Raw genomic sequence first — 19,949 nt, 5'->3', positions numbered from 1 at the left:
ATGATAGATCATATTTTATCAATTTTAATTTTCTTTCCAGCATTAGCGGGTATTTTAGGGTTCATGATCCAAAAAGAGAGTATCCGTGCTTTTGGTGTGAGTGTTTCTATTGTAGAGTTTGCACTTTCACTATGGCTATGGTTTGCATTTGACGGCAATGTTTCTGGTATGCAATTTATGGAGCAGTTACCTTTAGTACCTGCATATGGTATTAACTATATTTTAGGTGTTGATGGTATCTCTTTATTTATTATCATCTTAGCTTCATTCTTTACAATGATTGGTATAGCATCACTTACTGATACTCCAAATGTTAAGAACATGATCATTACATTACTGTTCTTACAGATGACTATGATTGGTGTTTTCGCAGCTCTTGATGCAATCGTATTCTACGTGTTCTGGGAACTTTCACTTGTACCAATGGTATATATCATTGGTGCATGGGGTGGTCCACTTCGTGTTTACGCGTCAATTAAATTCTTCCTGTATACATTTGCAGGTTCACTTGTAATGCTTGTAGGTATGCTTTTCATGGCATTTTTCTACTACCAAGCTACTGGTGTATGGAGTTTTGCTCTACTTGACTGGTATAGACTTATCTTACCGGAAACATTCCAACTTTGGTTATTTGCAGCATTCTTTATCGGTTTTGCAATCAAGGTTCCAATGTTCCCATTCCATACATGGTTACCATATGCTCACGGTCAAGCACCGACTATCGGTTCTGTTATCCTTGCAGCTATTTTACTTAAGATGGGTACATATGCGTTTATCCGTTTTTCATTACCACTGTTCCCGGATGCATCAGCATTCTTTATGGTGCCAATAGCAATTATTGCTATCATCATGATTATCTATACAGCGATGGTTGCATATGCTCAAGAAGATATTAAACAAGTTGTTGCTTACTCTTCAATTTCACACATGGGTGTTATCATCCTTGGTACTTTTGCATTAAACGTTGAAGGTATCTCTGGTTCTATTTTCTTAATGATTGCACACGGTGTTGTTTCAGGTGCACTGTTCTTACTTGTTGGTGTTATCTATGACAGACGTCATACTAAGATGATGAGTGAGTTTGGTGGTTTAGCGAATGTTATGCCTAGATATGCAACTATCTTTGGAATCATGTTAATGGCTTCTGTTGGTATGCCACTTACTATCAACTTCGTTGGTGAGTTCTTAAGTTTACTTGGATTCTATCAACAATCACATATGTTGACACTACTTGCTGGTACTGCGATTATCGTTGGTGCTATCTATATGTTATCAGCATACAAAAAAATGTTCTTTGGTAATGAGATTAAAGAGGAGAATAAAAATCTTCCAGATGTAAATAAACGTGAACTTATTGCATTAATCCCATTATCTGTTATCACAATCTGGTTAGGTGTATATCCAAAACCTGTATTAGAGCCGATTGATAATTCTGTAAAAGCAATTGTTCAATTAATGCATAACAAATCACAAACTGATTTAGCAAAAGAGAGAATCCCTAATCTTGTTGAATCAAAAGAGATAGTTATTGCTGCAAAATCTTCTATTAAGGAGGTACATTAATGTTATCACCAATAAATATCCCTGTAGAGTCGTTAAACTTAATGACTCTAGCACCAATGTTAATACCTATCATTGGAGCACTATTAATTTTAGTTGTTGATCTATTTAAAGGTGGTCTTCATAAAAGTTTATATGTAGTACTTTCTTTATTATTCTTAGGAATGGATTTTATCGCACTTGTAGATTCAAGTGAGATCTTTACTCAAAGTGGTGTCACTATGGGTGTGTTTGATTTAATGCTTATCGATGGACTTGCGATACTTTCTCAGTTTATTATTGTTTTAGCGTCTATGCTGTTTATTCCATTAGCATTAACACACAAGCGTTTCCACGAGTTCTCATACCCCGAGTTCTTCGCATTGTTCCTGTTTATGATCGGTGGATTCCAGTTTATGGTTTCGTCTGATAATTTAATCCTTATCTTTGTAGGTTTAGAAACATCATCTTTAGCGCTTTATACAATGATCGCTATGCACAACCGTGACAAATCTTTTGAAGCGGCAGTTAAGTACTTTACTATGGGTGCCTTAGCAGCTGGTTTTTACAGTTTCGGTGCGATGGTATTTTATGCACTTACTGGTTCAGTTGAGATCAATAAAATTGCTTTAGTATTAGCAAACAACAACTATGCAGATATCGGTTACGTACTTGTAGCTGTAGTGTTTATGTTAGCTTCTTTTGGTTTCAAACTTTCACTTGTACCGTTTCATACATGGGCACCTGACGTTTATGAAGGTAGTTCTGCAGCAATGGCTGGATATATGTCAATCGTACCAAAAATTGCAGCATTTGTTGTAACAATGAGACTTTTTGAATTCCTAGTTCACAGTGATATCGTTTGGTTAGAAGTTATTCTTTACATCTTTGTTGTTGTAACAATGACTATCTCTAACCTTTGGGCACTTGTACAAACAGATGTGAAACGTATGCTTGCATACTCTTCAATCTCTCATGCTGGTTTTGTAATGGCAGCTATCCTAATCGGAACAACTCAAGCAAATACTGCATTGTTCTTATACTGGGTACTGTTCTCATTCGTAAACCTTGGTTCATTCTCAATGTTATGGATCTCAAGACAAAAACATCTACGTGAGCATCAGATGTCTGATCACTCATTTGATAAATTTGCGGGTATGATCAAAACTGCACCTATTAGTGCACTTATCATGGCACTGTTTATGTTAAGTTTAGCAGGTATTCCACCGTTTGCACTGTTCTGGGGTAAACTATATATGATCTCTTCTGCAGTAACAAGCGGATACACGATCTTAGCACTTATAATGGCTCTTAACTCTGCGATCGCAGGTTACTACTATTTAAAACTAATTGTATATATGTTCATGAAAGAACCAGTTATCGATAATGATGGTGGTCAGCTATATGTAGCAAATGCTACAAAACCGTTAAATACTATCATTGGTATAGCAGTACTAGGAACAATTTTTGCTTTCTTAGCTGTAAATCCGTTGTTAGAGTTTATTTCGGCTTTTGTATACAACAGTGGTTATTAATAGATAATAATTTCAATAAAAAAGGGGAAGAGATTTGTTTAAATGGATACTCTTAACCCTTATACCTATCTTCTCTTTTGCACTTGAGATCTCGATTGACAGTGCAAAAGACAACTTCATAAAATACTCTACTTTACATCTTAATGACCAAAGCAAATTTACTTGTAAAGCTTTACAAAATGAATTTGAGGAAACAAAAGAGATTGTGTGTGCATTTTCAAAAAGATCGTCTAAAGATGTCAAACATCTAGAAGATGAGTTTTTTAAAGTGAATACTTTTATACAAAACGGTACTTTTTTTCTCTCAATAAAACCAAAACATAAGATGAAGCTCTATGCAAATATATTTGATCTGACAGAAGAGAGTACACTTTTTACTGCAGAAGTTTCGTTAAGCAACAGCTGGATAGTGATAGGGTATAAAGAAAAATTTCCATTGGTAAAAAAAGATCAACGCTCAGATTTAGCTATTAATTTCCCTTTTTATATGGAGCAGGACAAATTGCCTTATGTAGGTAGTTTGGATATTAAAGGAAATCCTGTTTCGATCAAAAGAGTAGAGGATGTATCTGAATATATTAAAGTAAAAGAATATTTTGAACAAAAAGACTATGAAAGATGTTTAGATATTACAAATGATATACTCAAAAAATATCCAAATACACTTTTTAAAGCTGAACTGCTTTACTACAAAATTAAAATCTATGCAAAATTAAAAGATTATGACAATGTTATAGCAAATGCAAAAATCTTTTTACGTGAGTATTCGGCAGATGAAAATGTTGCCGAAGTGCTCTCATTAATTGCACATGGGTATTCGAAAATAGGGTTAAGTTCCGATTCCGATTATTTCTTTGATAGATTATTCAGTGAACATGCCGGAAATAAATATGCGCAATACGGATTTATCTATAAAGGGGAAGCGCTAGAGGAGTCAGGCGGTGCTTCACAAGCTGAAAAATTTTACAAAAGAGCTTTATATGAAACAAAAGATGTAGACGTAGCAGTAGATGCTGCATATCATCTTTCCAACTTAGTATTTCAAGAATCACCTAAAGAATCAAGTAAATATCTAGATAAGATCTTAAAAGTAAAACCAGAGTTTTTTAAAGAGGATTTAAAAGCTTCTCTTGAGCTTGTTAAAGAGTTATTTGAAGCAGGGGAATATCAGAGTGCTGCAGATATAGATTCTGCTTTATTTGATGCAATTAATCCTACTTATGATGAGTATGAAGAGGTGCTGGCTCATAAAGGGCTATATCTAGCACACACAACTGAAAAAAGAGCAGCATTAGATGCTCTTAACAGTTATATGAAGAAGTTCCCAGATGGTGATTATCTGCGTGAAGTTGAATTAGCAAAAGATCAACTTTTCTTTGATGTAGACGATATGAACAGCAGTGTAAAACTAGCTGAGTTTAATAAACTGATTGAAGAATACCAAAACGATTCGATTGGTTCAAAAGCATTGTATGAAAAAGCAAAACTATTAAACACTTTAGGCAAATATGCTCAGGTTCTAAACTTGAAATCAAAACTCTTAGCATTAGACCAAACAACATATACTGAAGTACCTTCTGTTATAGAAACAGCAGCTATCGGGGCGATGCAGGAGTCGTTAGAGAAGAAAAACTGTGAAGAGGTTCTTATAATATCTAGTGAACATAACGTTACACTCTCAAGCAAATGGGATGACAGTGTGTATGAGTGTGCTATGATAGGTGGCGATTATCAGTTAGCAAAAAAGATGACTGTTAAAAATATTGATACTAAAGATGCCAAAGAGAAAGAGAAATGGCTTTTTAGATATATTAAAGTAGATTTTGCCACAGGAAATTATCTCGATGTTCTCCAAGCTGCAAAAGATTTAACGGCACTTATAGAGCTTGATAATGATAAAAAATATTTAGAAGTGTATAGAATCCTTTTTGACACATATAATCGTTTAGAAAAACAAGATCAGATGATTGATGCGATCGTAAAAGTTGAAGAAGTTTTTAAAGATAGTTATAAGGATATAGACAGATATGCAAATATGGTTGCCGTAGGTGTTGCAAAAAAAGATGACAATATGGTTATTAAATACGGTAAAAAAATATATGATTTGCAAAAACGTACATCATCACATGCACAAACGCCTTATATAGAGTTTTCTCTATACCAGGCATACATGAATAAAGATAACTATGAAAATGCCTTAGAGGTAATTAAATCTTTAGATGATGTAAAACTCTCAACAAGCGATAGAGCACGTCAAAAATATTTACTGGGAAGTGTCTATAGTAAGTTATGGAAAGATAGTGAAGCTCAAAAAGCGTATGATGAGGCTATCGCCGCAGATAAGAACTCTGCTTGGGCGAAGTTAGCACAAAGTGCTAAAAATATTTAGAGTTAGATTTTTAGTTTAACTCTAAACAATCAGAAATAGAATAAAGTCCCGCTTCTTTATCTGCAAGCCATTTTCCTGCACGAATAGCACCTTTAGAGAAAGTGTTTCTACTTGTTGCAGTGTGGTTAAGTTCTATAAACTCACCGTCATTATAAAAACCTACAGTATGACGACCTACGATATCACCGCCGCGAAGTGCCATAACAGCGATTTCATCACTTGATCTTTCACCGATATTACCGTCACGTCCGCTTACACGTACTTTATCTATATCAAGGTTACGACCTGCAGCTGCTGATTCGCTAAGTGTTAGTGCAGTACCACTTGGTGCATCTTTTTTATGTCTGTGGTGCATCTCTACGATCTCGATATCAAACCCCTCTAAAGTTTTTGAAGCTTGATATACAAGTTTATTTAAGAGTGCTACACCCAGACTCATGTTTGTAGCGTATAAAACAGGCATAACTTCGCTCGCCTGTTTTAAAAGATTTAGTTGGTGTGTATTTAAACCAGTTGTACCAATAACAAGAGGTCTTGGTGTTTTTACAGCTTCTTCTAGTAAACTCTCACAAGCTTCCGGGAGTGAAAAGTCTATTACTATGTCACAACCGTTTAAAAACGTGTGCATATCAGATGTAACTAGAACAGAAGGGTCTATAGTAAAGTCTAAAGAGTTACGTACATATACGCTGCTTACACTCATCCCCTGAGTCGATTTTAAATCCTCGATTAAGAGTTTTCCTACACGACCGCTTGCCCCAAATACGCCAACTTTTATCATCTATTATCCTTTATCTTATGAAAAAACTTTTTGAAATAGTAGCATCTCTTAGTTTAAAAGTTCATCAACATAACTAATTGCACTTAGTGCTGCAACTGCACCGTCACCTGCTGCACTTACAACTTGTTTTGGAGCTTCAACACGCATGTCACCTGTTGCAAAAAGTCCAGGAACAGAAGTCTTCATGCTTAAGTTAACCATTACTTGTCCCTGCTCATTTACGTCACAAAGGAAACTTCCATCCTCTTGGATAAGTACTTGGTTATTTACATCGTTACCTACAAACGTAAATACACCCGGTACTTCAATCTCTCTTGTCTCTCCGTTAGTATTGATAACACGCACTCCTGTTACACCCATAGCATCACCGTAAACTTCATCAGGTGTAGAGTTTACTACAAGTTCGATGTTCTCAGTATTTTCTACACGTTTAACAGTGTTGGGTGCCGCACGGAAAGTATCACGTCTATGGATAAGATATACTTTTGCACATATTTTTGCCAGATAAAGTGCTTCTTCTAAAGCAGTATCACCACCACCGATAACAGCTACCTCTTTTCCTTTATAGAAAAAACCATCACAAGTTGCACATGTACTTACACCTTTACCGAAAAACTCATCTTCACCTTTAAAACCTGCACGTCTTGGAGAAGAACCAGTTCCTACGATAACAGAGTGTGCTTGATCGCTAGAGCCATCACCTTTGTGGATTGTAAAAACATCACCCTCTTTAGTAATACGAGTAACCTCTACCATGTCATGTTTTAGACCAAATTTTTGACATTGTTCAGGCCACGGCATCATAAGATCCATACCAGTAATTTCACCTGTAACACCAGGATAGTTTTCAATTTCAGAACTTTGGGTAATTTGCCCGCCAGGCATCCCTTTTTCATACATAGTTACGTTTTCTAATCCGCCGCGAGTTGTATAAAGTCCTGCTGTAAGACCTGCCGGTCCACCACCAACAATAGCACAATCAAGTATCATTTAAAATCCTTCTATAATGTTTTTATTTTGTTTGAAATCTCATCTAAATTATCGAGTTTGTGTATCATACTATCTTGTTTATAAAGAAAATCTTTTTGTTTCTTTATAAAAAAAATAGATGGTATTTCGTAAATATTAAAGCGCTGAATAAACTTTAAACTTGTTGCAGTTCCTGAATGTAAAAATGTTGTATTTTTGGTGTTTGGAGCAATATCGTTGTAATAATCTATGGCTATTACAGGGAGCTCAGTTTTTAAGTTTGAGAGCTTTTCTGTAGTATTTTTTTGTTTTGAAGAGTAAAAAATTACAAGATACTTATCCTCTTTAGGAATAAAGAGATCCTGCTTTTCGTAAAAGACCCAATCTTTGAAGTTTATAAATTTATATTCTGAAAATTTGTAGTTAAAATAAGCAAAGGCACCGGCTATCATAGCAGCACCGAAAAAAGAAGCCAGCAGTGTTGAGAGAGAAAAAAGAGATGTACCCTTTTTTCTTTCCCTTTTTTCTTGCATCTATTATAAAAGAGAGTTAAGTTTATCAGCGAACGCTTGTTTAGAAGCAGCACCAACCATTTGCTCAACCATCTCACCATCTTTGAAGAAAAGAATAGTTGGAATAGAACGAATACCGAATTTAACAGCAATGTCTTGCTCTTCATCAGTATTTACTTTACAAATTTTAGCTTTTCCGTCAAACTCTTCAGCTAATTCTTCGATGATTGGAGCAATCATACGACATGGACCACACCATGGAGCCCAAAAGTCTACTAATGTAACACCTTCTGCTACTGTTGATTCAAAATCTGCACCTGTTAATTCAATATATTTACCCATTCGGATTTCCTTTTTTACATTTATTGTATGTAAGTATTATACAAAGGGAAATATTAAAGCTAACTTTATATCTCCACAACATATTTCTTTTTAGAATTTTGTTAATAATATGGGCAAATAAAGGTACTTTTATGTGAGAAGATTTGTTATACAATAAGTAAATATTGTAAGTTTCTTGATTGAAATCAAGTAATAATAAATATAAATTTGTATAATTTATGCAATATCAACGAAAAAAGGGTAAATTGTGGATTTACAAATTACTGATGGAGAGATAGGTGTTAGACCACCTGTTGCAAAGCCCCATCCCGGTTTTTTACATGAAGTAGGTGAAGAGCGATTTAAGAAACTTGTATATGATCACTATGAAGCTATTAAAACAAGTGATATCGCATTTTTATTTCCAGTTTTTGATGATGAAGATTTTGAAGAGGCAAAAGAACACGCTTTCGCATTTCTAGTCGAAATCAGCGGTGGACCTGATTACTTCACACAAACAAGAGGTCAACATCAAATGGTTGGGCGTCATGCTCCGTTTCGTATAGATGAACATGCCAGAAAGTCATGGTTAGCACTCTATAAACCACTTTTAGAAGCATTGGTGGATGAGGGAATTACGCCTGAATATATAGAGTCTTTTTGGAATTATCTCGATATATTTTCGATGTGGTTAGTAAATACGAAGAGCTAAAATTTTAAAAATTTTCGCTCTCTGTTTTCATAATAGGCACACTCGTTATATCCAACGTCACGTGCAAGTTTAATAACTTGATCGTTATAAAGGTTCACTTGCTCAGGTTTATGGGCATCTGAACAAAATGTAATTGGGATCCCTAGTTTAAATGCTGCTTGAAGTAACTCTTTGGAGGGGTACGCTTCACCGATCGGTTTTCTATATCCCGCAACATTAATCTCCAAAGTCATATCAGCTTCTTTAATAGCAAGCAGTGCATTTTTTGCAATCTCTACAATATCTTTATTGGGCATAAATTTAAACACCTTTATAAGATCGAGATGTCCTACAATATCAAACAGTTTTGTTTTAGCCATTTTTTCAATTGCTAAAAAATATTTTTTCCAAATTTCATCAATATCTTCATGTTCGTATTGACCTATAAACTCAGGGTTGTCAAATCCCCATTCATCAATAAAATGAACAGAACCGATCAGGTAATCAACATCTGCATTTAGTACTCTTTTATCCATATGCCCTTCAAGGTAATCAACCTCATATCCAAGCAGAATCTTTATCTGATCTTTATATCTTTTTTTGGCATCTAAAACATCTGCTTCATAACAGCTCATCTCTTCAAAGCTCATACGATATTTAGGATCAAAATCCATTGGTGCATGATCGGCAAAACCAAACACTTTCGTGCCTGCTTTAACAGCTTCTAATATATACTCATCAATCTTCCCCTCTGCATGATTACATAGGGGTGTATGGTTGTGTAAATCAACGATCATGTGTGCCTTTTATTATTTATTTTATGTTATTATAGTGTTAATTAATAAATTATTCAATTTTGGAGATCTTGATGACTCAAGAAGAACTAGATGCATTGATGGGTGGCGATCTTGACCTAGATAGTGTTGAAGATGAAGAAGTGGCACAAAATGATGAAGTTGAACTAGAAAAAGATACTTCAAATGAACCAGAAATGGAAGGTAAAGTTCCACCAAAATGGGGACCTCCTGCAACTAATGAAAATAAGGTAGTGCATCAACTCGATGATGTTACAAAAGAGTCTGAAGAGAAAGCATCAGAGATCTTTGATATTATAGAAAATATTAGCAATGACCTTATGGATAAAGAAACTGAGCTTGGTAATATTGTAGAGATATTAGAATCAAATGTCACGCTTTTTACGACATTGAGTGAAAAGTTTCCGGATGTAAGTACATTTCAAACACAACTTGAAAAAAATGAGAATGCTTTAGCAGAAGCAGAATCTGTAGTAGAGATGTTACAAAATTCAGGTGATTCGATCATGAACGTAATGGATATTATGCAGTATCAAGATATTCATCGTCAAAAAATTGAACGTGTTATTAATGTGATGAGAACATTATCTCATTATATGAATTCACTATTTGAATCACAAGTAGAAGACACTGCCCGTGTCTCTTCCGCAAAACATATTGAGGGTGATGAAAACGATGAACTTGCTTCAACAGAAGATATAGAAGCATTATTAGAACAATTTGGACAGGCATGAATAAAGTAGAATTATTATCTCCGGCAGGTACGCTGGAAAAGTTAAAAATTGCTCTGGATTTTGGAGCAGATGCGGTATATGGAGGAGTAAGTCACTTCTCTTTACGTATTAGAAGCGGTAAAGAATTTAGTTATGAAGATTTTGAAGAGGGGATCAAGTATGCCCATGAGAGAGGAAAAAAAGTATATGCTACGATCAACGGTTTCCCTTTTAACTCTCAATTAAATCTCTTAAAAAAACATATTGAAAAAATAGCAGCGATGGGGCCTGATGCGATTATTGTAGCAACTCCAGGTGTTTTAAAATTAGCACATGAGATTGCACCGGATATGCCGTTGCACCTTTCAACACAAGCCAATGTAATGAATGTTCTAGATGCGAAAGTGTATGCGGATATGGGTGCTACTCGTATTATTACAGCTCGTGAAATCTCTTTAAAAGATTTAAAAGAGATCAAAAAAGAGCTGCCTGAGCTTGAACTTGAAGTGTTTGTTCACGGAAGTATGTGTTTTGCATACAGTGGAAGATGTCTGATCTCGACACTTCAAAGCGGGCGTGTTCCAAATCGTGGAAGTTGTGCAAATGACTGCCGTTTCCCTTATGAAATGTATGCAGCAAATCCTGAAACAGGAACTCTTTTTAAACTTGAAGAGGATGAGGGTATCGGTACATATATTATGAATTCAAAAGACCTGAATCTCGGTTCGCACATTAAAGAGATTCTTGACAGCGGTGTAGTTGACAGTGTAAAGATCGAAGGTCGTACAAAAACATCTTATTATGCGGCAGTTACAGCTAAAGCATATAGAATGGCTATTGATGATTATTATGAAGGGAAAGAGGATATTGCTAAGTATCAGTATGAGCTAGAATCTTTACAAAACCGCGGTTATACAGATGCTTATCTTATCTCTCGTCCGTTTGAGAAGCATGATACGCAAAGTTTAGATTTTACTATGCAGCTTGGTACTCATCAGGTAACAGGTGAATCTACGGAAGACGGCGAGTATTACATGTGTAAATATAAAACACTTCCGGGAGATGAACTTGAAGTTGTTATGCCATTAGGTGAAACAATAGAGTTTGTTGAAAACGAGTTTGGTAAAACATATGAAAAAGATGGACGTGTCTATATGAGTTTTGCAAAACTTCAGGCACAAAACGGAAAAATTTGGGAGAGTGTTCATAGCGGTAATATTAACCCTATAAAACTTCCTACAAAGTTCCCGCCGTTTACATTCTTTAGAATACCTTCACATCCTGATATGGGAACGTATCCGAAAAAGTAGAGAATCTCTACTTTTTACCTTTAAGGTATTTCTCTTCAAACTCATCAACTACAAGAGGTTTTGAATAGTAATATCCTTGAACTTCATCACAACCGTTTTCTTCTAAATATTTTAATTGTTCCTGAGTTTCAACACCCTCTGCAATTGTTTGTAGACCTAGACTGTTTGCCATATTGATAATAGCATTGACTATCGCTTTATCTTCAGGGTCTATAGTAATATCACGAACAAAAGACTGATCAATTTTAAGTTTATAGGCCTTGAATTTTTTAAGATAACTCAGGCTTGAATAACCTGTTCCAAAGTCATCTATAGAAATTTTAATACCTAGGCTGTGAAGCTGGTTTATAATATTGATCGCAGTTTCAGGATTACTCATAATAGCACTCTCTGTGAGTTCTATCTCCAAATAGTTTGCAGGAAGAGCGCTTTCATCTAAAAGTTGAATAATATTATGTTGTAAATTTGCTTGATTAAACTGTACAGCTGATAAATTTACTGATATACTAACATCATGAAGACCTTTTGTTTGCCAGTTTTTTAGCTGTTGCACAGCAGTTTTCATCACCCAGTCCCCTATTGACAAGATAAGACCGCTACTCTCTGCTATAGGGATAAACTCAGAAGGAGGTACACTACCAAATACCGGATGTTCCCATCTTAAAAGTGCTTCCATCCCAACCAGTTTATGTGTAGTTAATGAGATCTGCGGTTGATAAACAACATAGAGTTCATTATGTGCGATTGCATTATGTAGTGCATTTGTTAAAAGTAAATTTCTTTTAGTTTGCATCTGCATCTCTTGTGTAAAGAAAGAGTAGTTGTTTTTCCCATTATATTTTGTACGATACATAGCAGTATCTGCATTTTTATAAAGGGTTTCTTTATCGACACCGTCATTAGGATATATGGAGATACCCATAGAAACAGTAACTGTTAGTTCATTTTGTTCAATAGTAAAAGGCTGATAAACAGTAAAGAGTAATTTTTCTGCCATCTTTTGTGCCTGTTTTGCATCTGTAATCGGTAGAAGAATTATAAACTCGTCTCCACCGAGTCTTGCTATAGTATCCTCATCTCTTAAGAAACCAAGAACTCTTTTAGAAAACTCTATAAGGAGTTTATCTCCAACATTATGTCCGAGTGTATCATTGATATCTTTGAAGTTGTCAATATCTAAAAATATTAAAGCAAAGTTCCAGTGATTTTTTCTTGATAGAGCGATGTTGTATTCTATTTTAGATTCAAGTTTTGCTCTATTAGGAAGTCCCGTTAAGGCATCATAGTTTGCCATATATAAGACACGTTCTTCAGAGTGTTTTTGTTCCGTGATATCATCATACAGACCAATGATTCCCATCACTTCACCCTGTGCATCGAAAAGTGGAAGTTTTGAAGTTCGCAACCAGATTGTATCTCCGTTTGGAGTAGTTTGGGGTTCTTCAAAAAATAGTTTTGATTTTTTTGAGTTTATCACTTTAAGATCATCAGTATTATAGAGGTTTGCTTGATCTTTCCATGGCATTTGGTGATCGTTTTTTCCAATTATTTCATCAGAAGAACTCTTTCCTGCATCTTTTGCAAAAGCGGTATTACACCCTAAGTAAGTTAAGTTTTTGTCTTTCCAAAAAATTCTTGTCGGAAGAGAGTTTATAATTGAAGAGAGAAGTGTATAGGATTCTTTGAGTGCATTTTCTGCTTGTGATCTTGCTGCTTCACTTTCAAAAGCATTAAGAGCATGTGTAATATTAGATGTCATTTTTAAAAGAAGCTCTTGTGTCTTTTGATCAAAGGCATTAAGAGTATCGGAATAAAGATTAAGAGTTCCGATAAGCTTATGAGCTGTACCAATAGGGAGTGCAGCAGATGATTTCCAGTGAAACTTACGTGCTCTTGCATGCCAAGGGGTTGTATGGGGATCGTTTAGAAAATCTTGACACCAATAAGGTTCTTTTTGTTTATAGGCAATTCCACTTGGTCCATTTCCTAAAATATCATCCTCTATTTTTATAGATATATCTTTAATATATTGAGTGCCTACACCGCAGTATGATACTGGTTTAAGTTGAGAATTTTCATCAACTAATCCGATCCATGCCATACTGATATGATTGATTGTAAGAATATCTTGACAAATTTGGGAAAATAATTCAGATATATTTTTTACATTATTGATAGTGTCATTACATAGGGATAATGCACTGTATAGCTCGATAATCTGCTCTTTTTCTTCCATTGTTTATCTTTACCTTAATTTAAATCGTCGCTATTATATCAAACTCTATTAAAAAACAATTTGATATAATTTCGCTGTAAAAATAAGTAAGGATAAAAGTATGAAATTTGTTTCTATAGTTATAGGTTCAAAAAGTGATTATGAAGTAATGAAGTCGTGTTCTGACACATTAGAGGCTTTCGGTGTAAACTATGAGATGATTATTTCATCTGCTCACAGATCTCCTGAGAGAACTAAAGAGTATATAGTTGAAGCTGAGAAAAAAGGTGCACAAGTTTTTATTGCAGCAGCAGGTATGGCAGCACATTTAGCGGGTGTTTTATCTTCTAAAACAGTAAAACCTATTATCGGTGTACCTATGTCTGGATCTGCTTTAAGTGGGATCGATGCACTTTTATCTACTGTTCAGATGCCAGCTGGAATGCCAGTTGCTACTGTAGCTATAGGTAAAGCCGGAGCTATTAACTCGGCATATTTAGCAATGCAAATTTTAGCGCTAGATAATGAAGAGTTAGCTATCAAATTACAAGAAGATAGAATCGCAAAAGCAAAAAAAGTTGAGATGGATTCACAAGAGATAGAAACTATCATTAGCTAATTATAAAATGCGGGAGTAGACAATGCAGTGGATGCGTGATGAAGAGTATAGCAAACTAACAGGACTTGAGCTTAGTGCGATCGAGGATCTGATCGAGCGTGGAAAACTAAGTGTTAAAGTTGAAGATGGTGTGCGTTATATAGACCCGTCAAAAGGTGCCACTGATGTTGTCGTTCCTGCAAAACTACAGGAATTATCACAAAGAAATACCCATGAAATGGTAGTTCAACCGGAATTTGTTGAAAAAACTATAGGGACAATTATAAATCTTCATGAGAAAGTTCTTGATGCCAAAGATGAGACGATTGAGTCCATCAAAACGGAAAATGAATTTTTAAGAGAAGCGTTAGCTTCACTGCAAGAACTTTATGATGAAGATAGAAAAACTATCCATACACTTCAAGAACAACTCAAACTCTCTCAACAAGAGGTTGAGTTTATGAGAAGAAAATATAAACTGATGTGGAACAAAGCGATAGATGAGCATACTTCATAATGAAAATAGATGAGGCATGTGTCGGTTGTATAATCAACCAAAGTTTTAAAGTAGCTAATGCAATTAGAGCTAATCAAATACTTTCAAACCAACTTACTTCAACTGTTGAAAAGATGAGTGAAAACTTCTCTTTTGAACAAACCCCTCCAGAAATTGCAGCCGATGTATATGAAGAAATGGCACTAATTGCAAATAAGTATGATCTTTATGATGAGGTAAAAGAACACTCTACACAAAAAGCACTCTCTTTCATCCCCTTACTTAAAGAGAGACTCTCCCAAAGTGACAATAAACTTTTAACAGCTACAAAAATAGCAGTAGCGGGTAATGTTATTGACCTTGCTGCCGAGGTTGAATTTGATCTGCATGAAGAGCTGGAAAACATTTTTCACATAGATTTTGCCCATAACGATTTTGAATCATTTGCTGAGCAAGTGGAAAAAGCAGAAAATATAGTTGTTATAGGTGACAATGTGGGTGAACATATTTTTGATCATCTTTTTATCCAAACCCTTCAAGAACTTTATCCTAAAAAAGAGTTTTCATATATGGTACGTGGTAATCCTATCATAAATGATGTTACAATTAAAGAAGCTAAAGAGGCTGGATTTGATACACTATGTAACTTAGTAGACAGTGGTGTAAACACACCTGGATTTATGTATGAAAGAGCGAGTGAAGAAGCAAAAAAACTTTTTGACAATGCCGATCTTGTGATTAGCAAAGGGATGGGCAATTACGAATGTATGAGCCCAGCAAAAAGAGAAAATATCTGTTTCTTACTTAAAGTAAAATGTAATGTCGTAGCATCTTCTTTAGGCAAAGAGATAGGTGATATTATCTGTAAGTTGACATAAGGATTCTTATGAAAAATTTAGTTTTAAAAATGACAACGTTAGCGCTTTTGTCTGCAAATTTATATGCAGGAAATGGAACTTTTTCGATCTCGCTAGTTAATATGGAGCTGGATTATACTGAAACTGATGTTTATGGAAATTTTGCAGATAGTGAAAATTCAAACTCTATTTTAGGCTTTGAACTTGGATACGGTCTTGACCTATCATGCAGTAACTATGGATGTTCAAATTTAGAGTTTAATTTTTCTGGACTTACTGGTAATAGTAATTATGACGGTTTTAAAATTAAGACTGGAGAACCATATCAAGGGACAACTTTTAATATTTTATATGATTTTAGCGTTGATTATACAATGAAAAAAGAGTTTTCAGCTATAGATTTAATATATGGAGCGGGGGCAGGGTATCATGCATGGTATAGAGAGCTCTCAAGTATTCAAAACGAACTATATAGTTGGTTCTATATAACACCGATTGTAGGTGTTTCAAAAGAGCTTATAGATAATTTTAATATTGGAGTAATTGCAAAATATAAATATGGAATTGCTCCAACAATGATTGCGAATAGTATCAGTGATGAGTTTAAACTGGGAAGTGCCAATACATTTGAATTAAGTATCCCTGTAGAGTACAGTTATACTGATGAAGTAAACTTTTTTATAGAATACATCTATTCAAGACAGGTGATTAAGAGATCGAATTTTCTCAGTGGATACATAGATGGAGATTATTATGAAAATATTTATGAGCCTGATAGCAGAACAAATGATAAATATATAAAGATTGGCGCTTCGATCAAATACTAACTTTATAAATTAAAAAGCGACTCTATAGTATACTTTCGCAATTAATTTTGAGGTGATAAACGAATGATTACATTTAGCGAAATGTTATTAAAACTACAAGAATTTTGGATGAAAGAGGGTTGTAACATTGTTCAACCTTACGATATCCCTGCTGGGGCTGGAACTTTTCACCCTGCTACTTTTCTTCGATCACTAGATTCAACACCGTGGGCTACTGCATATGTAGCACCTTCACGTCGTCCGACTGACGGTAGATACGGCGAAAACCCAAATCGTCTTGGCTCATACTATCAGTTTCAAGCGATTATAAAACCATCACCGGATAATATCCAAGAGTTATACCTAAAATCGTTAGAGTACTTAGGTCTTGATGTATCTAAACATGATATCCGTTTTATTGAAGATAACTGGGAATCTCCGACACTTGGTGCATGGGGACTTGGATGGGAAGTTTGGTTAAACGGTATGGAAGTTACACAGTTTACTTACTTCCAACAAGTTGGTGGTATTGAGTGTAAACCGGTAACTGCAGAGATTACATACGGAACTGAGCGTCTTGCTATGTATCTTCAAGGTGTTGACACTGTTTTTGATATTGTATGGAATATCGATAAAGACGGTAACAAAACATATTATAAAGATGTACATAAAGAGAGTGAAGTAGAATTTTCGAAATATCACTTTGAAGTAGCAGATACTGCTATGCTTTTTGATGAGTTCAATGCAAAAAGTGCAGAGTGTCTAAGAACACTTGAAGCAGGACTTCCGTTACCTGCATATGATCTGTGTATGATGGCTTCACACGTATTTAACGTTCTTGATGCAAGAAAAGCTATCTCGCAAACTGAGAGACAAAACTACATCTTAAAAATTCGTGAACTTTCTCGTGGATGTGCGGAACTTTACAAAGCACAAGAAGAGGAAAGAAATAAAAGAGTAAACGGATAATATATTGCATTTTGCAATCTTTTGTCCTTTCTAATAAAACTTTTGATATAGTTTTTCCCATATAGCTAAAAAGAGACGGGGATGGAACTTTCAAAAGATCAAGAGGCCAAATTTAAAAAACTGGGTATCAACTCTTTATTGGAGTTGGCACTTAACGTTCCTCATTCTTACGAAGACTATCGTATAAACTCCACTTTAGACCCTGGCAAAGCACAAGTTATAGATGCTACGATCGAGTCTGTATATCGTGCACCAAATTCACTTCAAATCACTTTTTTTGCACATAACTTTGGACATAGTGTTCAAGGTGTGATGTTTAAGCCTAAACCGTATATGATGCATGCCTTCAGTGTTGGCAGCAGAGAGTTTTTTTACGGTCTTATAGATTGTAAAATGGGGCATTGCTCTATGAGTATGCCAAAGAAGATTACCCAGATTGGGAAGATTACTCCAAAATATAAAACAGCTTTGAGAAATGATGTAATGGGCCGGCTTGCAGCAGAACTGCTTACAAAAGAAAATCTACTCATAGAGGGGCTTAAAGAGAGTGTAATTGATGAAGTATTGCAACTTCACTTCCCCCTAGAACTGCCACAAAAAGAGTTAAGTGAACAAAGTGTACGTGCACTGAAATATCTGGAGCTTTTTATATACCTTGCACAACTAACAAAAAAAAGAAGATACTTTCAGACACAGATCTCTAAAGAGAGTGATTATAGACCCTGGGCACAAAAACTCCCTTTTGAACTTACACCTGAACAAGAAAATGCTATTAAAGATATTCAAAACGATTTCTCTAAAGATGTAGCTGCAAGACGTATGGTTGTCGGTGATGTTGGTAGTGGTAAAACAATGGTAATTCTTGCGAGTGCCTATATGATGATGCCTTATAAAAGCATTTTGATGGCACCCACTACGATACTTGCAAACCAACTTTATGAAGAGGCTCAGAAGTTTTTGGACATGAAGTGTGTACTTGTTACAAACAAGACGAAAAAGACGGATCTGAGTGAATATGACTTTATTATCGGTACGCATGCACTGCTCTATCGAGAGTTGCCCGAAGCGGGAGTTGTGATGGTAGATGAACAGCACCGTTTTGGTACTGCTCAGAGAAATATGTTGGAGAAGCTGGTGAGTTCAGGGGAGAAAAAGCCACACTATCTACAGTTTTCGGCAACACCAATTCCAAGAACGCAGGCGATGATCGAAGCGGCTCATATTGATGTGAGTTTGATCACTTCTACACCTTATAAAAAAGATATAGACTCTAAAGTAATCCACAAGAGTGACTTTAAAGATTTACTAGAACATATTAAAAATGAAATAGCGCAAAATAATCAAATACTGCTTGTATATCCATTGGTGGAGCAGAGTGAAGCTTTAGAGTATCAAAGTATAGATGAAGCTCGATCGTATTGGGAAAAAAACTTTGAGAATGTATATGTGACCCATGGAAAAGATAAAGAGAAAGAGCATGTTTTACTAGATTTCAGAGAGCGTGGTGATATTTTAATTGCTACAACGGTTGTAGAAGTGGGTATATCTTTACCAAGGCTAACTACTGTTGTCATTGTAGGTGCTGAGAGATTAGGGCTTTCAACACTACATCAATTACGTGGTCGTGTTAGTCGGACAGGTTTAAAAGGGTATTGTTATTTATATACAAACCAAAAAGAGTCTAAAAGGTTAGAGGAGTTTGTAAAAACTACAAATGGATTTGATATAGCAAATTTAGATTTACGTTATAGAAAAAGCGGGGATCTGTTAAAAGGGATAAATCAAAGCGGAAGCCAGTTTAAATATTTTGACTTCGCACTTGATGAGGATATTGTTTCTGAAGTGAAAAATGACCTATTAATATAGACCGAATTTACCGTCGTTTCTTTTGTAAAGAACACGAGTTTTATCTTCGTTGTCGATGAAGATATCAAACATTTTTCCAGACTCTTTTAGGTCATTTAAAACATCTTCAACTTCACGCGGTTTGTAAAGGTCAAGTTCTACAGGAACTATTTCATCTTCTAGTTCAGCTGCTACTTCTTTAACATCTACATCTTCAGATTTGATCTCGTTTAAACCAGTTTTATGGTGATCAACTTCTTTATCATGTAGGCGGCGAAGTGCTTTTTCTGCACGCTCTAAAGCGATGTCAATTGCAGCATGAAGGTCGCCGTCATTTTGACTAATAACAATAGTATGTTTTTGAGGAAGATTTAAAACAAATTCAACATTAAAGTGCTCTTTCCCTTTTTTATGTTGAGAACTTGCAACTGCGTTTGCAGAGATAATGTCCATATTATATTTTTTTAGAGCATCAATAGAGCTTCTCATATGATCTTTGATAGTGTCAGTAAGTTCTAAGCCTCTACCAGTTAAAGAGATATTCATACTATAATCCTTTTTTATTGAATTATAGCATTTATAAGTTTA

The 19,949-nt window shown here is 35.2% G+C and carries 19 protein-coding genes; 12 read left to right on the top strand and 7 right to left on the bottom strand.

Going from position 1 to position 19,949, the window contains the following annotated elements:
• From FJR03_RS09560 to FJR03_RS09550, 3 genes are read left to right on the top strand one after another with little or no spacing between them, the layout of a single operon-like run.
• Complete coding sequence (locus FJR03_RS09560) at nucleotides 1-1,563, top strand: NADH-quinone oxidoreductase subunit M (RefSeq protein ID WP_193113280.1); 1,563 nt, start codon at nucleotides 1-3, stop codon at nucleotides 1,561-1,563.
• On the top strand, nucleotides 1,563-3,074 hold the full coding sequence (gene nuoN / locus FJR03_RS09555) for an NADH-quinone oxidoreductase subunit NuoN (protein WP_193113279.1): 1,512 nt from the start codon (nucleotides 1,563-1,565) through the stop codon (nucleotides 3,072-3,074). Before FJR03_RS09560 ends, nuoN begins: the two co-directional genes overlap by 1 nt.
• Nucleotides 3,075-3,108: 34 nt before the next feature.
• Nucleotides 3,109-5,463, top strand: a complete 2,355-nt coding sequence (locus FJR03_RS09550; RefSeq protein WP_193113278.1) for a tetratricopeptide repeat protein — start codon at nucleotides 3,109-3,111, stop codon at nucleotides 5,461-5,463.
• A gap of 10 nt (nucleotides 5,464-5,473) precedes the next feature.
• On the opposite strand, the gene dapB is transcribed toward FJR03_RS09550, so the two are convergent.
• From dapB to trxA, 4 genes are read right to left on the bottom strand one after another with little or no spacing between them, the layout of a single operon-like run.
• On the bottom strand, nucleotides 5,474-6,244 hold the full coding sequence (gene dapB / locus FJR03_RS09545; protein ID WP_193113277.1) for a 4-hydroxy-tetrahydrodipicolinate reductase: 771 nt from the start codon (nucleotides 6,242-6,244) through the stop codon (nucleotides 5,474-5,476).
• Nucleotides 6,245-6,292: 48 nt separating this feature from the next.
• Nucleotides 6,293-7,231, bottom strand: a complete 939-nt coding sequence (trxB, locus tag FJR03_RS09540; protein ID WP_193114800.1) for a thioredoxin-disulfide reductase — start codon at nucleotides 7,229-7,231, stop codon at nucleotides 6,293-6,295.
• A gap of 14 nt (nucleotides 7,232-7,245) precedes the next feature.
• Entirely contained in the window at nucleotides 7,246-7,746 is a 501-nt protein-coding gene (locus FJR03_RS09535; RefSeq protein WP_193113276.1) for a hypothetical protein, read from the bottom strand.
• A 3-nt stretch (nucleotides 7,747-7,749) separates the two neighbouring features.
• On the bottom strand, nucleotides 7,750-8,067 hold the full coding sequence (gene trxA / locus FJR03_RS09530) for a thioredoxin (RefSeq protein ID WP_193113275.1): 318 nt from the start codon (nucleotides 8,065-8,067) through the stop codon (nucleotides 7,750-7,752).
• Nucleotides 8,068-8,314: 247 nt separating this feature from the next.
• Here trxA and FJR03_RS09525 point away from each other — a divergent pair, with 247 nt between their 5' ends.
• A complete protein-coding gene (locus tag FJR03_RS09525; protein ID WP_193113274.1) occupies nucleotides 8,315-8,758 on the top strand; it encodes a globin domain-containing protein in 444 nt (147 codons plus the stop codon).
• On the opposite strand, the gene FJR03_RS09520 is transcribed toward FJR03_RS09525, so the two are convergent.
• Nucleotides 8,755-9,534: a histidinol-phosphatase HisJ family protein gene (locus FJR03_RS09520; RefSeq protein WP_193113273.1), complete on the bottom strand. Its 780-nt coding sequence runs from the start codon at nucleotides 9,532-9,534 to the stop codon at nucleotides 8,755-8,757. The two genes, FJR03_RS09525 and FJR03_RS09520, sit on opposite strands and share 4 nt — an antisense overlap.
• A gap of 71 nt (nucleotides 9,535-9,605) precedes the next feature.
• On the opposite strand from FJR03_RS09520, the gene FJR03_RS09515 reads away from it, so the two are divergent.
• Both FJR03_RS09515 and FJR03_RS09510 read left to right on the top strand, forming a co-directional pair.
• Nucleotides 9,606-10,286 carry a chemotaxis protein gene (locus tag FJR03_RS09515; protein ID WP_193113272.1) on the top strand — a complete coding sequence of 227 codons (681 nt, stop codon included), beginning with the start codon at nucleotides 9,606-9,608 and terminating at the stop codon, nucleotides 10,284-10,286.
• On the top strand, nucleotides 10,283-11,575 hold the full coding sequence (locus FJR03_RS09510; protein WP_193113271.1) for a peptidase U32 family protein: 1,293 nt from the start codon (nucleotides 10,283-10,285) through the stop codon (nucleotides 11,573-11,575). The genes FJR03_RS09515 and FJR03_RS09510 overlap by 4 nt, the downstream gene beginning before the upstream one ends.
• Before the next feature lie 7 nt (nucleotides 11,576-11,582).
• Here FJR03_RS09510 and FJR03_RS09505 read toward each other — a convergent pair whose 3' ends face one another.
• Nucleotides 11,583-13,811, bottom strand: a complete 2,229-nt coding sequence (locus FJR03_RS09505) for a sensor domain-containing phosphodiesterase (protein WP_193113270.1) — start codon at nucleotides 13,809-13,811, stop codon at nucleotides 11,583-11,585.
• 100 nt (nucleotides 13,812-13,911) lie between these two features.
• Between FJR03_RS09505 and purE the strand changes: the two genes are divergently transcribed.
• From purE to recG, 6 genes are all read left to right on the top strand, one after another.
• Nucleotides 13,912-14,409: a 5-(carboxyamino)imidazole ribonucleotide mutase gene (gene purE / locus FJR03_RS09500; protein ID WP_193113269.1), complete on the top strand. Its 498-nt coding sequence runs from the start codon at nucleotides 13,912-13,914 to the stop codon at nucleotides 14,407-14,409.
• Nucleotides 14,410-14,431: 22 nt separating this feature from the next.
• Nucleotides 14,432-14,905 (top strand): DUF3972 domain-containing protein, encoded by a 474-nt coding sequence (locus FJR03_RS09495; protein WP_193113268.1) that lies wholly within the window; start codon nucleotides 14,432-14,434, stop codon nucleotides 14,903-14,905.
• The gene (locus tag FJR03_RS09490; protein ID WP_193113267.1) at nucleotides 14,905-15,762 is read left to right on the top strand and encodes a damage-control phosphatase ARMT1 family protein; all 858 of its coding nucleotides are present in this window, start codon (nucleotides 14,905-14,907) and stop codon (nucleotides 15,760-15,762) included. The genes FJR03_RS09495 and FJR03_RS09490 overlap by 1 nt, the downstream gene beginning before the upstream one ends.
• A gap of 8 nt (nucleotides 15,763-15,770) precedes the next feature.
• A complete protein-coding gene (locus FJR03_RS09485; protein ID WP_193113266.1) occupies nucleotides 15,771-16,568 on the top strand; it encodes a hypothetical protein in 798 nt (265 codons plus the stop codon).
• 63 nt (nucleotides 16,569-16,631) lie between these two features.
• Nucleotides 16,632-17,516, top strand: a complete 885-nt coding sequence (glyQ, locus tag FJR03_RS09480) for a glycine--tRNA ligase subunit alpha (RefSeq protein WP_193113265.1) — start codon at nucleotides 16,632-16,634, stop codon at nucleotides 17,514-17,516.
• An 81-nt stretch (nucleotides 17,517-17,597) separates the two neighbouring features.
• Nucleotides 17,598-19,382 carry an ATP-dependent DNA helicase RecG gene (gene recG / locus FJR03_RS09475; RefSeq protein ID WP_193113264.1) on the top strand — a complete coding sequence of 595 codons (1,785 nt, stop codon included), beginning with the start codon at nucleotides 17,598-17,600 and terminating at the stop codon, nucleotides 19,380-19,382.
• On the opposite strand, the gene hpf is transcribed toward recG, so the two are convergent.
• Nucleotides 19,374-19,907 (bottom strand): ribosome hibernation-promoting factor, HPF/YfiA family, encoded by a 534-nt coding sequence (gene hpf, locus FJR03_RS09470; RefSeq protein WP_193113263.1) that lies wholly within the window; start codon nucleotides 19,905-19,907, stop codon nucleotides 19,374-19,376. The genes recG and hpf overlap by 9 nt on opposite strands.
• Nucleotides 19,908-19,949 lie beyond the last annotated feature (42 nt).

The organism is Sulfurimonas marina (genome assembly GCF_014905095.1).
Classification (GTDB): domain Bacteria; phylum Campylobacterota; class Campylobacteria; order Campylobacterales; family Sulfurimonadaceae; genus Sulfurimonas; species Sulfurimonas marina.
Note: the sequence above shows the minus strand (reverse complement) of the source record. Positions and strands in the feature narration are given on the sequence as shown.